Origin of the sequence: Sulfurimonas sp. CVO (assembly GCF_009883775.1) — a bacterium.
Lineage (GTDB): Bacteria > Campylobacterota > Campylobacteria > Campylobacterales > Sulfurimonadaceae > Sulfurimonas > Sulfurimonas xiamenensis.
In genome coordinates this window covers 1,186,837-1,200,443 of the sequence record NZ_CP033720.1, presented here as the reverse complement: position 1 = coordinate 1,200,443, position 13,607 = coordinate 1,186,837, and the positions used below count along the sequence as shown (strand labels likewise).

Annotated in this window: 13 protein-coding genes; 1 reads left to right on the top strand and 12 read right to left on the bottom strand. The window is 33.7% G+C overall.

Annotated elements, in window-relative coordinates:
- Positions 1 to 60: 60 nt before the first annotated feature.
- The 9 genes from CVO_RS06045 to CVO_RS06005 all read right to left on the bottom strand — a co-directional run bounded on the left by CVO_RS06045 (position 61) and on the right by CVO_RS06005 (position 7,444).
- Positions 61 to 531 (bottom strand): hypothetical protein, encoded by a 471-nt coding sequence (locus CVO_RS06045; protein WP_159570855.1) that lies wholly within the window; start codon positions 529 to 531, stop codon positions 61 to 63.
- A gap of 78 nt (positions 532 to 609) precedes the next feature.
- A complete protein-coding gene (locus CVO_RS06040; protein WP_159570852.1) occupies positions 610 to 1,998 on the bottom strand; it encodes an HNH endonuclease in 1,389 nt (462 codons plus the stop codon).
- A gap of 6 nt (positions 1,999 to 2,004) precedes the next feature.
- Positions 2,005 to 2,247 carry a hypothetical protein gene (locus tag CVO_RS06035; RefSeq protein WP_159570849.1) on the bottom strand — a complete coding sequence of 81 codons (243 nt, stop codon included), beginning with the start codon at positions 2,245 to 2,247 and terminating at the stop codon, positions 2,005 to 2,007.
- A 75-nt stretch (positions 2,248 to 2,322) separates the two neighbouring features.
- Complete coding sequence (locus CVO_RS06030) at positions 2,323 to 2,913, bottom strand: hypothetical protein (protein WP_159570846.1); 591 nt, start codon at positions 2,911 to 2,913, stop codon at positions 2,323 to 2,325.
- Positions 2,906 to 3,859: a ComEC/Rec2 family competence protein gene (locus CVO_RS06025; RefSeq protein ID WP_159570843.1), complete on the bottom strand. Its 954-nt coding sequence runs from the start codon at positions 3,857 to 3,859 to the stop codon at positions 2,906 to 2,908. Before CVO_RS06025 ends, CVO_RS06030 begins: the two co-directional genes overlap by 8 nt.
- Positions 3,860 to 3,909: 50 nt before the next feature.
- On the bottom strand, positions 3,910 to 4,578 hold the full coding sequence (locus CVO_RS06020) for a hypothetical protein (protein WP_159570840.1): 669 nt from the start codon (positions 4,576 to 4,578) through the stop codon (positions 3,910 to 3,912).
- 107 nt (positions 4,579 to 4,685) lie between these two features.
- Positions 4,686 to 5,228 (bottom strand): hypothetical protein, encoded by a 543-nt coding sequence (locus CVO_RS06015; RefSeq protein ID WP_159570837.1) that lies wholly within the window; start codon positions 5,226 to 5,228, stop codon positions 4,686 to 4,688.
- Positions 5,229 to 5,307: 79 nt separating this feature from the next.
- Entirely contained in the window at positions 5,308 to 6,219 is a 912-nt protein-coding gene (locus CVO_RS06010) for a DUF5677 domain-containing protein (RefSeq protein ID WP_159570834.1), read from the bottom strand.
- A 106-nt stretch (positions 6,220 to 6,325) separates the two neighbouring features.
- Positions 6,326 to 7,444, bottom strand: coding sequence for a hypothetical protein (locus CVO_RS06005; RefSeq protein ID WP_021287287.1), 1,119 nt, complete (start codon positions 7,442 to 7,444; stop codon positions 6,326 to 6,328).
- 285 nt (positions 7,445 to 7,729) lie between these two features.
- On the opposite strand from CVO_RS06005, the gene CVO_RS06000 reads away from it, so the two are divergent.
- A complete protein-coding gene (locus CVO_RS06000) occupies positions 7,730 to 8,698 on the top strand; it encodes an integron integrase (RefSeq protein ID WP_159570831.1) in 969 nt (322 codons plus the stop codon).
- Between the two features lie 24 nt (positions 8,699 to 8,722).
- On the opposite strand, the gene CVO_RS05995 is transcribed toward CVO_RS06000, so the two are convergent.
- The 3 genes from CVO_RS05995 to ileS all read right to left on the bottom strand — a co-directional run bounded on the left by CVO_RS05995 (position 8,723) and on the right by ileS (position 13,605).
- Positions 8,723 to 10,573, bottom strand: coding sequence for an SLC13 family permease (locus tag CVO_RS05995; RefSeq protein WP_159570828.1), 1,851 nt, complete (start codon positions 10,571 to 10,573; stop codon positions 8,723 to 8,725).
- Positions 10,574 to 10,721: 148 nt separating this feature from the next.
- Positions 10,722 to 10,853 carry a hypothetical protein gene (locus tag CVO_RS09890; protein ID WP_256365626.1) on the bottom strand — a complete coding sequence of 44 codons (132 nt, stop codon included), beginning with the start codon at positions 10,851 to 10,853 and terminating at the stop codon, positions 10,722 to 10,724.
- Positions 10,846 to 13,605, bottom strand: a complete 2,760-nt coding sequence (gene ileS / locus CVO_RS05990; RefSeq protein WP_159570825.1) for an isoleucine--tRNA ligase — start codon at positions 13,603 to 13,605, stop codon at positions 10,846 to 10,848. Before ileS ends, CVO_RS09890 begins: the two co-directional genes overlap by 8 nt.
- Between the last annotated feature and the right edge of the window lie 2 nt (positions 13,606 to 13,607).

The window sequence follows — 13,607 nt, the reverse complement described above, 5'->3', positions numbered from 1 at the left end:
GGCAGAGGTAATTGCCCGAGTAAATAGCTACTCAAACAGTAATCCAAGCTTTTGCTTGGATTACCTACATTCTCTTGATTTTGTTTCAAATGTATTTAAAAAACCATATTGATCTTTTTTATATTCCTTATAATTGTATTCTTTAAGTGTCTTTTGAAATGAACAAACGCAAACTTCCTTTTTATTTCTAATATATGAACTTCTTAACGGCTCATCATAAGACGAAATACAATTTTCAAGAATTGAATGTTCAACACTCATCGGGTATCTATCTGTATCAAAATACTCAATTGCTTTATGTCCACCAAAACCACCTATCATCAAAGCTGCAAATGTTCCGATTAACGGTTTTTTTAGTTTTGCGTATTTTGTTCCAGTTAAAGATTCTTCACAATTTTTACATTTGATTTCAGAAGATAACTTAACGATATTTTCTTCATCGCAATTTGGGCAATTTATATTTAAATTTTCTATTGGCTTTTTCTCCTTCTTTACTTTTTTGTTGAAGTAATCATTTATATCTTTTGGCAACAATGTTTCCTTAGTGTACAACGGTTGAAATGAGTCAATAAATTGCCCACAGGGTAATTTATTGACTCCACTGATTTGTTATGTGTAGATTTCAAATAACTCATCCTCAGTAATTTCTATGCCAAACTCTTTTAATCTGGCATTTTTTCTTTCTAATAATTTTTTTAATATTTCTTTTTTATCTTCTATAAAACCAAAATGTAATTTTCTATGACAAGTAGGGCATACAGAAACAATATTTACTGGGATATCTAAACTATACAAAAATTCTTCTTGAAATTGTAAAGGTATTAAGTGATGAGCTTCCATATATTGTTCATTTGTTGCTCTTGAGAAAAAAGTCTTATGTATATTATCCACTTCACATGAAAAACTTGCTTCTTCCAAAGCTTTTTTTGCATATGCTAAATTTCTAGGATATATTTTTCCACCATTTTTTTCTTTTGATGATTTTATAGGCTGTGGTTTATGTTCGGGTTCATTGGAAGTTATATTTGTTATATTTTCTTGTAGTTCTGCATCTGCTGAATTATCATCAAGATAGTAAATTTTTTGAGAATTTATGTGATCTATAACTTGTTTACTCGTTATATTGTCTAATAACTGATAAGTTCTAAAATTTCCTAACTGGGGCTTTACTATTTCTAGAATTGTTTGATAATCAATATAATCAACCAATTCTAGATTATATGAATAATCCAAGGGATATTCTTTGTCATCTGTTTCTTCAATGTTTGTAATATTTCCCATCGCAAATACATTAGCATTTTTTACAAAAAGAACAATAGCACCATTTGACTGCAGCCATTGTTGTTTATATCTTTCTTTTTCTGCCCATCTACTATTGTTATATTCTAAAAAATCATCAATAGAATTGTGTGTTCCAATAGGTTGTATAACAATTAACTGTTCTTTTGAATCAGTTGTGTAATACTCATATGGTTTTTTTGTCTTGTCAACTTTTATTTTTTCATGTTGTGTATTTGAAATTAAGACAGCACTAAGTGTACCTCTAATCTTTTCTTTTGAGGTTTTTTCAGTTTTAGTATAGTTTTTGTCATAATCTGGGTACATTTTGATATATTTTTCTACCAACTGTGCTTCTGTTGCTCTTCCACCTAATTGTTGTAATGCGAGATATGCTTTATCTTTGATTGTTAGCATGTTATTTTTTTGTTTAGATGTTTCAATCAAAATATTTTCATTATGTTCTTTTAAAAATTCGATATATCTATTTAATGCACTATTGTACATATTTTGACCGCGACGATTTTTTTTATAATATTCATCGATCTTAAAGTAGTCGGTTTTAATTTTTTGAATAGTCTGTGCATTATTTATTGAGAATAAATCATGATTTGTATATTTTATTTTTTCTAAATCTTTTGAAATAGTTATTATTGTTTTAGCATATCTTTCTGGTCTGTTGTTGTCAATTAACCAAGTTTCAAATAATTTTTGTTTCATAGTTAATTAAACTCTTTCCCATTCTGTTGGATCTTCTGGAATTCCAAAAGTTGATGTATCCAGCAGCTCTCCTGTCTCTGGATGAAGCACTGAAAAAGTAACATCATTTGCTAAATCTTCAGATGCTAGCCAAGCTTCAGCATAACTGCCTAAACTTTCATTATCAAATATTGGATGAAATCTTCCATCTGTAGACTGTCCTATATAAAATATACCAACTTTCGTTGGATATGCTAATAATAATCTCATTGTCTGTCCTTCACATAACGTTTAAAATGAGCCGATGAATTGCCCGCAGGGTAATTAATTGGCTCCTCTGATTTGTTATACAATTTTTTCTATATAACTTTTACAAATTTGCTCTATATATCTTTGGCTTGATATATAGAGCATAAAAATACAAAAAATCATTAAAATCATATTTTCAATAGTAAAATATTGAAAATATATTACATTGATAATTGAAAATATTAGAACTAAAAAAGTAAAATTTCTAAAAAAGCCATAAAAAATATTTTTAGATAATAACTTTTTATCATTTCTAGTTTCTTTTAATAAATTTGCAATCAGCTCATCAGTTGTTTGAAATTTATTCAATAGTTCTTTATAGCTTATATTATTTGTTTTTTGTAAAAAAGTGATGATTGAATTTCCAAATTTATCCCAGTATAATGTTTGCACAAATCCTGATATATTTGTTGCAATTATTTTAGGTATAACCGAAATAATAAGAGAAAACATAATAAACAATGGAATTTTTGCTAAATCAAATATGCCTAAATCAAAATTTATTTTATTAAAATACAATATTGAAGTTTCTAAAATAATCGTAAATATTAATGCAGGTAAATACCTTGCAGTAAATTCATAGTTATATTTAACTAGGTTAATGATTTTTATATAAATTTTACCCACTTATTATATCCATATAATAATATGTCTTATTTGCAATTTTTTTCTCATGTAATCCGTTCATATTATGATTATCCTTGGCAAAATTATAGTTCTCTATTAAAATATTTAATCCATCTTTATCAACTTCTAAAATAATATTTCCACCTTGATTATTCGTTATAGTTTTCCCATATTTTTTATATTTACTATATTCTAAATGTTCACTTTTTGCATTTCCGAGCAATGTATATTTTGGTTTTAATATATCTAAAAAACTGAAATCTCTATTACTATTTCTACCATGATGTGGAGCCAGTAATACATCAATATCAGAAACAAATCCTGAATAGTTTTCTATAATATATTGCCATGCTAAATTTTCTGAATCACCACTAATCATTATTTTAAAACCATTTGTTATCCATAAAATCACATAAGACAATTCATTATAATTACCAGTTCTATTAGCTTGTTCTATAATATTTTTTGTTGGTGCTAAAATATAAAGTCCATCATCTTCTCCGTGATTATTTTCATCTGTTAAATGCAATGTTTTTGGATTTTCAGTTGATTTTTTCAATGTCTGATAAAACTGCCAATCTTCTTTATTGAAACCAAAATATTCAAATGTTGGAATCGTTTTATTATTTTTAGTATTCCAAAAATTAGCAACACTAAAATTTTTAAATAATGCTTTTAGTCCATCCATATGATCCATATCTGGATGAGTTAATATGAATCTCATAATGGATTTTTTGTTTAAATTTTTCAAATAAGAAATAGGGTTTTCTGGATTATTCTTTTGATGATAATTTCCTTGTGAAGCTGATTCTAATCCAAGTGCTTCTAGTAACAAACGGGAATCATCTTCTTTACCATTTGATATATCTATAACTGTTGTATTGCCTGTTGAATGTTCTATTATTGAACAATCACCATTTTTTACATTTAAAAAGTGTAATCTCAATGTTGCTCCTTTGTATAACGGTTGAGTTGAGAAATATTTGAGCCGCAGGGTCAAATATTTCTCTCCAATGATTTGTTAGATGATGTAAAACTTAGAGTAAAGAAATACATATCAACCAATTTCATTATAGGATATTTTACTCCAACTTTTTCTTCAATACTTTTTTGAACTTTTAAAAAGTCATTTTTATTTTCTTGATAAAATTTAACTACTTCTAAAAAGCTTTTTCCTGATAGTTTTGTATATGGTTGTATATTTTTTGTTTTTAATCCATCTTTAAAAAATCTATCATATGCAGGAATACAACCAAGTGTTCCAAGTAAAATTTTAGTTAATAAAGTGTCTGTAACATTAATACCCTTTTTAGGTTTTTCTGGAATATCTTTAATATTGTCTGGATACCAATTTTCTATAAATTCTGATAATTTAAAAATATCTTCAAAATTCTTATCTTCTGCATTAAAATAATTAAAATCAATATTTTGCAGATGTTTATACTTTAATATCTCCTCTACAACTTTATGATGAATCAGGTAATCTTGCCATAAAAGAAAACTTGAGCCTCTATACATACCCCAACTTGCAAGATAAAATGATAAATGTAAACAAGCTATCTCTTTATCAATTTTATCAATATCTTGGGAAAAATATAAAAAACAATGTTCCCATGATTTGTATCTATGATTTTTATCACTGATTAATTGTTGAAAAAAATTCATTATATTATTTTCGATATTGTGCATTTGTTCCCTTGTCATCTAACGTTTAAATTGAGAAATATTTGAGCCGCAGGGTCAAATATTTGTATCCAAGGTTTTGTTATAAATTATTTTTTAGTAATGTTTATTATATCCTCAATGATATTTACCAAATATCGCTTATGATGTTTATTTGCAAAAGTTGCCATCATATAATTTGCTGATCCAATTTCTAAGATACTTGTCTTATCATGATGACAAATAAATTTATCAACTACAAATTTTAAATTATCTCTAAGAGATTTAAACTTTATATTTTCCTCATTATTTTGAGAATCAAATTGTTGCTTCAAATTTGATTGCTTGATTTCTTCGTCTTGACAATCAAATGGCTGATTTAAATACTCATCAATTGCCATACTAATACTTTCGGAATTATTTTTTTTATAATAATTTTGAAGTGTAAAATTTTTATTTCCATTTTCAAGAAGCATTGACCTAACTTGAACTAATGCTGAGTCGAAATAAGTTAAAAATTCAAACTGATTTATTTTCTTCATTGTATTTATTGTTTTAAGTTTTTCTAACCTATATGATAATAATTCTAAATTAAACGCTAGGCTTTCATTTAATCTTTGATTATTTTGATGTTCTCTAATATCTTGATTCATCTATTGTAACCTTTTTATAACGTTTGAGTTGAGAAATAGTTTTGCCCGCTAGGGTAAACTATTTCTCTCCAAGGCTTTGTTAGACTTCTTCGTTAACAGTTATATGCTGAGAAATTGTTTCTTCCATACTATCTGTAAATTCGATTAGAATATTAGTTGATTTTTTGTATATGTCTATAAGTTTCTTTGCACTTATCTCAAATTTCGCAATATACATAGCCGATGCAAAAATATGAAATTGTACACAGGTTAGAACCATATATAGTGAAAAATGGTATTGCTGTATAAAGTTTGCTTTTTCTAATCCATCAACATTAGCTATTACTCTAGTCATTAAACTATTTAATATATCTTCTGAATCATTGTGAGCTTGAGAGCATAAAGCCATATAAATCGTTCTATAGCTAACTTCATGATCTATATCACGAAATCTTTCAAATATATTTGGCCATCTAGTATTATTAGAATCATAATTTACATTAGCTAGAGATAGTGATTCTCTAAGCATTTCTTCATATTTATCTAATGCTTCATTTTTATCAGCAATTTTTTTTCTATGAAATTCTTTAGATTTACTAGGGTAATTAGAACTATTTATACTCTTTTCCCAATTAATATTTTGTTTTCGTTCTGTCTCAATATAATCTTTAAAATAAGCTATTAATTTATCCATTGAATTGTCTAAACTAATATAATGTAAGTTTACAGAACTTTCGATAGCCGTTCTGCATAACGCTTCACTGGATTGAAGTTGAGCAACAATAAATAAAGTTAATACTCCGCATACATGATCATAACTTCTTTTGTACATGTCATGCATTGATGACCAAGGTACATTTTTTTCAAGTTTTTTGATATTTATATCAACCAATTTATTTAGTACATTATTTGATTCTTCTAGATATAAAATTGCATTATGTAAAGGCTTATTCATATCTATGTCTGTTGAAATCACTCTTTTATCAAAAAAATCTTTTACTAGCTTGTGCATTAAATTCGTTCCTTGGTAAAAATTTATATTGTAGTCTAACGGTTGAGTTGAGAAATATTTGAGCCGCTAGGGTCAAATATTTCTCTCCAAAGTTTTGTTATAAACCTTACTGTTCTCTTATCGCTGAAATTGGATTAAATCCAAACTTTCCATCTTCTTTAATGATGGTCGGTGTTATTTTGACCACAGTTTCTTTATTGTTAAAACTATTTTTATATTTTATTGATATTATTGCAACATAAAAATCATCTGTTCTTTTTTTTATGTTCTCAATCTTTGCATCTGTTAATGTTTTATATTCAAAACTATTAAGTAGATATCCAGCAGGTGAATTTTCTCTGTCTCTCCAACTTTTCTGCGTATATTGAACCATTTCTTTAAAGTCTTTGTATTGCCAAGTAGTAATAAAACCAGCAATGATATATTTAGGCGTGTTTGGATCGAAATCTTTCATATTTATAAATGGTTTTGTCTGTTTAAGATTATCTTGTTTTGTTTGAAGTTCCTTTTTATCTTCTTCAATAAATTTTTTCTCTCTCCAAGTCTCTGTCATCTCATCATAAGCTAACTTGTATTTTTCTCCGATAGAAAATGCTTGTGTGATAGTTTGCATTTTTGAAGCTTGATAATATTGTATATTTTCTTTAAACTTTACAACTAATGTAGGCTTCTTGTTATCTACATAATCAAGAAAGTTATTGTATGCCATTTGTAAAAATAAATTTGAATTATGTAGTGTCTCTATATATTTTTCTACAATATCCTCTGTTTTGCTATCTTCAAAGTTATCTGGATAGGATTTGTATGTTAGCTTCATTATCTTTGGTTCATTTCTTTTTGCACTTGAAATAGCTGTATAGATATCACTATCTATATTTTTTTGAAAATACGAAAAATCTTTTTCAACTTGAAATAGATCATGATAAGACATATTTAGTAATTTTAAAACTTCCTGTTTGTCTTTTTCGTAATCTTCATCTACTGTAGGTTGCTTTTCTTTGGCTGTCATTGACACTTCTTCTTTTGTACCATTATTATTATTTTCAACTTTTGGGGCAAAAATACCTATTGCAACTAAACTTACCAATACTGAGGAAAGATATATTTTAAAAACATCTTTTCGTGAAGCTTCCTCTTTCCACCTAACAACTGCCTTTGGTTTGAACATACCAACTATAAGTCCAATAATTGAACCGAAAAATATAAATGCAAAAAAATTTGCCATAGTTTTGTCTCCTTGTGTTTATAACTATTTATTCAAACACATTATATAGATATTAACTTAAAAAAATAAAAATAACTAACATGTCAAATGTGTGATAATTATTAAAAATTAACACAAAATATGACAAATTGCAATATTTTTTTACTTTTTAGAGAAAAAATGCATATTATTCTTAAATATTTAGTGAGTGTTAAGTGTCATAGAGAGAAATAACACACAAAATGTTTGTTAATAGTTGAAAAAATTACATAACACACATGATGTAGCTTAAGTAAGGAAGATAATATGCAAGTGAAAAAGAAACTCTTAGATTTAGTTCGTGATAAAATTAGGTTTAAACACTATAGCTATTCAACTGAAAGAACTTATGTACATTGGATAAAGCACTATATATTTTTCCACAACAAGAAGCATCCAGTTGAAATGGGTAAAGTTGAAATAGAGACTTATCTAACAAAACTAGCCACAAAAGATAATGTCTCACCAACTACGCAAAATCAAGCTTTTAGTGCTTTGTTATTTTTATATAAAGAAGTTTTAGGTGTAGATATAAGTGATTGGAATATTCAAGCTCTTCGTGCTCAAGAGAGAAAGCATATACCTGCTGTTTTAACAAAAGATGAAGTTGCGAGTATTTTGCAAAATATACCTATGGAGTACAGTTTGCTGGTACACTTGATGTACGGCTGTGGACTAAGAATGAACGAGGCTTTAAGCTTGAGAATCAAAGATATAGACTTTGGTTTTGATAAGGTATATATTTGGGATTCTAAGTCATTAAAAGATAGAACTGTTCCATTGCCCTTAAAACTAAAGCAGCAATTGATTAGTCAAGTTGAGTTGGTTACAAACCTTCATAAGCAAGACTTAGATAATGGATATGGAAGTGTGTTTATACCATATGCACTAGAAAAAAAGTATCCAAAATCAAAGTATGAAACAAAATGGCAGTTTTTATTTCCAATGAAAAATATTTCAGTTGATCCTAGAAGTAAAGAAAAGAGACGACATCACATTCACCCACAGACACTTGGAAGAAATATCAAAGTAGCATCCCAAAAAGCAAATTTAAATAAGCGCGTTACTTCCCATATTTTTAGACATTCGTATGCTACACATCTACTACAAGCTGGGATAGACTTGCGTTCAATTCAAGAACTCTTAGGACATAAAAGTGTTGAAACTACAATGATATACACGCATGTTGTTTCAGAGATGAACAAGAGTAAAGTTATAAGTCCTTTGGATTTCTAGACTTTTCCTTCATTCGGCGCTAAATCACAACGGCCACACAACAAGCAGCATTGGAATACTTATAACAACAATGAGAATCTCCAGCGGCAGTCCAAGCCTCCAGTAGTCACCAAACCGAAAGCCGCCAGGTCCGAGTATCAGCGTATTGTTCTGGTGGCCGACAGGGGTGAGAAATGCACATGAGGCGCCAATCGCCACTGCCATTAAAAAAGAGTCGGCATTGACACCTAGCGCGCTCGCAGTACCGATGGAGATCGGGCACATTACCGCTGCGGTGGCGGCGTTGTTCATCATATCGGAGAGGAACATAGTGATAACAAGAATTAGTGTCAGACCGATCACGGCGTTGCCGTAGGCGACTTTTTCGATGATTAAGCGTGCGATCAAATCAGCGGTACCAGTAGACTCCATTGCTCCAGCCACTGGAATAAGTGTTGAGAGCAACATAATTACAGGCCAGTCTATAGACTCGTACACATCGCGCAGCGGTACTGTCCGAAGCGCCATAGATACCAGTACGCCCATGGCAAACGATATTGACGCCGGTAACAGACCCAGAGCAGCGACACCAACAGCCAGCGCCATGATAATTCCGGCTTTCCATATTTTGCTCTTGTCTGGAATGCGTAAATCGCGTTGTGCCAGCGGTACACAGCTGTAGTCGGCGGCAAATTCCGAGATCGATTCAGGCGAGCCCTGCATTAGCAGCAGATCGCCGGCTTCGAGGCGGGCAGTGCGCAGGCGTTTGATGGAGAGCTGACCACGACGCGAGAGGGCCAGTAGGTTAAGATTGTAGCGTGTTCGTAACTGGATGTTGCTAGCTGAGCGTCCTGTAAGGTGGGAATCAGGTAGAACGGCAAGTTCTCTCAAGACGATTTCGTCAGAGGTCGTAACATCTTCTTTTTCCTCTTTAGTCTCTTCCTTGTCCTTATCTTTGTTACTGTTTTTTGTTTCGTTTTTTTCTGTTTCGTCTTTTTCAATGGACTGCACTGCTTCTTCGAGCTTAAGTCCCAATGTAGAGAGCGCATCGGCAAGGGTTTCAGCCTCTGCCTCTAGTATGAGGATATCTTCGGCAAGTATTTTGCGCCACTGGTTTGGTACACTAAGGCGGACATCGTTACGAACCATGCCGATGACTTGTGTGTCGTTATCATCAAGAGCCGTCTCAATTTCACGCAGGGTCATACCTACTGCTTTACTCTCTTTGGGTACCCTTGCTTCGGTGATATATGCTCCTGATTCGAATCCTTCGACTCCGATTTGCTTGCGTATCGGAATCAGGCGTTGACCCAGCAAGAGTATGAAGGCTAATCCGGCAAAGGCAACGACCAGTCCAACATGTGTGAAGTCGAACATAGAGAAGCTCTCGGAGCCGGTCTCGGCGCGAAAACCGGCGACAATCATATTTGGCGGTGTGCCGATCATCGTTGTCATACCGCCAAGGATGGTACCAAAAGCCAGCGGCATCAGTATCTGGCCGGGAGTCAAGTTCAGGCGTTTCGCCATCTGTAGAGCTACTGGCATTAACAATGCCATCGCGCCAATGTTGTTCATAAAGCCTGAGAGTACCGCTCCAAGTCCGATTAGTGCGGTCATGCTCAGTGTTACTCCCGCTTGCGAGGGCAACACGGTGCGAGTCAGTGCATCCACCACACCTGAAGTCTGCAAACCACGGCTGAGCACCAGTACACAAGCAACAGTTATAACAGCCGGATGACCAAATCCTGCAAATGCTTCGAGCGGCGGCACTAGTCCAGCCAGAACGCATGCCAACAGCGCAGCTGCACCTACCATGTCGTGGCGCCAACGACCCCACAAAAACATTGCCATCGTAATAATCAAAATTGCCAGTATTAGTAGTTGTTCAGTCGTCATATATTTAGTCCGTGCCCCATTTGCCCGTTTGTTATGCAAGCAGACAAGTATTTATATAAAAAATACTGTAGCATATATAGGCTGAATAAAAACATTAACCTTGCTTATCAATGATTTTTAGAGATAAATAAAAGAAGTAAAAAAGTAGCTATTGATTATTTGGATTTCTGGACTTTTTCCCTAGTTTGACAAGCGCTATTCCGATGCCAATTATGACAAATATCGCAGCTATGGTTGCTGCGATAAATGTAAAAGATATAGGTTCGGCAAAGTTAGGCATTTAAAACCTTTGAACATCTTGGGCAGGTGCTCTCTTCATTTTCTGACTGGTATTTCCAGCATCTAGGACATTTTGCTTTTGTCGCTTTTGCTATTATAAATGTATCGCCATCTACGCTGAATGTCCCAAGTTCTTCAGATGTTTCGCCCTCTATAACGCCAGATACCACGAACCAGTCTTCAGCTTCTGTTTTGTCCATTTTAAGAGCAGTTTTTGACTCTGTGTAGAGTACCAACTCCAGTGTGTTTTTTATGATTTTTTCTTTTTTAAGAGCATCTACTTTTTCGTAAAAACTCTCTCTGGCAGCAAACATATAATCAACATTGAACTCAGATTTTACATCTTCGATACTCTCATAGACAAAATCAAAAATGTCCTCTTTGTCGCCTTTGATGATAGCAGGAGCGTTCTCTACTATCTCATCTGCTGTGTAAGTAAGTATTGGCGCGATTAATCCTAAAAGAGATTTAGCTATGATAGCCATTGCACTCTGGCTTGCATTTCTTTTCGCGTCATTTTTACCGTCGCAGTAGAGAGAATCTTTTGTGATGTCGATGTAAATTCCGCTTAACTCATTTACGATAAAGTTGTTGAGTAGGTTCATTCCATTTACAAAGTTATAACCGCTAAATGATTTGTGAACCGCATCAAATACCTCTTTTGCTTCACTTAAAATCCACTTGTCAAGTTCACCCATCTCTTCATATGGTGTTATAGCTTTAAGGTCATTTATGTTTGCAAGCATAATTCTAAAAGTGTTTCTCAGTTTGCGGTAGTTTTCAGCCGTTTGTCTTAAGATGCCTTGAGAGATTTTGAGGTCTCCCTGATAGTCGCTTGAAGCAACCCAAAGACGCAAAATTTCACTGCCGTACTCTTTTAAAACTTTTTCAGGAGCTACTACATTTCCTTTAGATTTTGACATCTTCTCACCCTTTTCATCAACCGTGAAACCGTGAGTAAGGACCCCTTTGTATGGCGCTTTGTGCTCGATCGCCGCACTTAAAAACATTGATGACTGGAACCAGCCGCGGTGCTGATCGCTTCCTTCAACATATAAATCTGCCTGATATTCGCCTGCATCGTAGTTGCGGGATTTTAAAACCGAATACCATGTAGAGCCGCTGTCAAACCAAACATCCAAGATGTCCGTTACTTTTTCAAGTTCATCAGCGCTGTATCCTGCACCCGGATAGAGCAGCTGCTCTGTCGGCATAGAGTACCACGCATCGCTTCCGTGCATCTCAAATACCATTGCCGTAAAGTTTAAAACCTTCTCATCAAGAAGGACTTCGCCTGTTGCTTTTACTCTAAAAAACGCTATTGGAACTCCCCAGTCTCTTTGACGCGATATACACCAGTCGGGACGGTTTTCAACCATTGATCTAAGTCTGTTTTTACCGCTTTGAGGGTAAAAAAGAGTCTTCTCCACTTCATCAAGAGCAATTTGTCTAAGAGTTTTGTCTTCACCGCTAGGTGTTCCATCTACGCTGATAAACCATTGTTTTGTCGCTCTGAAAATTAGAGGCGTGTGGCTTCTCCAGCAGTGTGGGTAGGAGTGCTTAAACTTTGAAACATGTATAACACTCTCTCCCATAAGAGCGATAATATCTTCGTTAGATTTAAAGATATGTCGCCCCACAAACTCCTCTGCATTTGGAATCAAACCATCCCTAACGAGTGTGTTGTCATAACATCCCGTCTCATCAACCGGCATAACGACTTCAAGGTCATAAACAAGACCAATGCGGTAGTCATCTTCACCGTGTCCCGGAGCCGTGTGGACGCACCCTGTACCGTTTTCAACTAGAACATGTTCGCCAAGAACTATGCGGGAAGTTCTGCCGTTTAGCGGGTTTAGTGCGAGAAGGTTCTCAAACTCTTTTGCATGAAAAGTTTTAGCGATATCGCCGCCTAAGATGCCTTGCTCTTTTAGAGACTCCAGAAGTTTTTTGGCAACGATGTATCCTGTTGTCGTTAGAACATACTCCTCATCAGGGTTGAGTGATATTCCCGTGTTTGCAGGTATCGTCCATGGAGTTGTCGTCCAAATAACTAAAGCTGCTTTTGAATCTATAGAGAGTTTCGCTTTTGCATCATCGCTTAGTTCAAACGCGATAAAGATTGAGTAATCCTCTTTGTCTTCATACTCTACTTCAGCCTCAGCTAGTGCCGTTCTCTCAGCCCATGACCAAAAAACAGGTTTGCTTCGCTCGATTAGAAGACCTTTTTTTGCAACATTGCAAAGAGTGCGGTAGATGTTTGCCTCAAATTTATAATCCATAGTTACATAAGGGTTTTCCCAGTCGGCGATGATGCCAAGCTTTTTAAACTCTTCTCTTTGGATATTGACAAACTCAGACGCGTGGGCACGGCAAAGTTCTCTTACTTTTGCGGCACCAAGAAGCTCTTTTTTCTGTTTGCCGCCTACTTTTTTTTCTACCTGCTGTTCGATTGGAAGACCGTGACAATCCCAACCCGGAGTAAAACGCACTGATTTGCCGTTAAAATAGTTATGTTTTATGATTATATCTTTTAAGATTTTGTTGAGTGCATGACCGATGTGCGTATTGCCATTTGCGTATGGAGGACCGTCATGAAGAGTAAAGCTTTTAGCATCCTTGCGGTTGGCTTTCATCTTTTCATATACTTTCTTCTCATCCCAAGAAGCGTATCTTTTTGGTTCATTGTTGATAAGATTGCCTCTCATGGCAAATTCAGTGGTTGGTAAAAGTAGCGTATCTTTGTAATCCATAT